Origin of the sequence: Sphingobacterium shayense (assembly GCF_013179575.1) — a bacterium.
Lineage (GTDB): Bacteria > Bacteroidota > Bacteroidia > Sphingobacteriales > Sphingobacteriaceae > Sphingobacterium > Sphingobacterium shayense.
On sequence record NZ_JABMCQ010000348.1, the window covers coordinates 1 to 729 of the forward strand.

2 tRNA genes and 1 rRNA gene are annotated in these 729 nt (G+C 46.6%); all 3 read right to left on the reverse strand.

Annotated features, from left to right (window positions below):
- Positions 1-144: 144 nt before the first annotated feature.
- Positions 145-218 (reverse strand) — tRNA-Ala (locus HP439_RS19285).
- Positions 219-229: 11 nt separating this feature from the next.
- A tRNA-Ile gene (locus HP439_RS19290) sits at positions 230-303 on the reverse strand.
- 125 nt (positions 304-428) lie between these two features.
- A 16S ribosomal RNA gene (locus HP439_RS19295) occupies positions 429-729 on the reverse strand; the annotation flags it as partial.

The window sequence follows — 729 nt, forward strand, 5'->3', positions numbered from 1 at the left end:
TATGGCTGCCTTTGTCTTCCATCCTATATTGCTATAAAACTTCCGACATTCTGTTGTCTTCTCTTGTTAATCTTTCTTTCAATATGTCAAAGAACTCTTTACATCAGCTATAAACCGTATCCTTATAGATACTACCGATGAATGTGGAGAATAACGGATTCGAACCGTTGACCCCCTGCGTGCAAGGCAGGTGCTCTAGCCAGCTGAGCTAATTCCCCTTAGTTTGGTGTAGTCCCGAGCAGATTTGAACTGCTGACCCCTACATTATCAGTGTAGTGCTCTAACCAACTGAGCTACGGGACTAGCTTTTTATTCCTCTTCTTCGGTAACCACAACCCCTATCCAGGGAGGGCACTTTCTTCTGTAAATGCTTTTTTTCTTCTTATGATCATGAATGTGCGTAACGAGTGTCTATTCAAACACTCTAGAAAGGAGGTATTCCAGCCGCACCTTCCGGTACGGCTACCTTGTTACGACTTAGCCCCAATTATCGGTTTTGCCCTAACACGCTCCTTGCGGTTACATGCTTTAGGCACCCCCAACTTTCATGGCTTGACGGGCGGTGTGTACAAGGCCCGGGAACGTATTCACCGCGTCATTGCTGATACGCGATTACTAGCGAATCCAACTTCACGGGGTCGAGTTGCAGACCCCGATCCGAACTGTGAATGGCTTTTAGAGATTAGCATGACATTGCTGTCTAGCTGCCCGCTGTACCATCCATTGTAG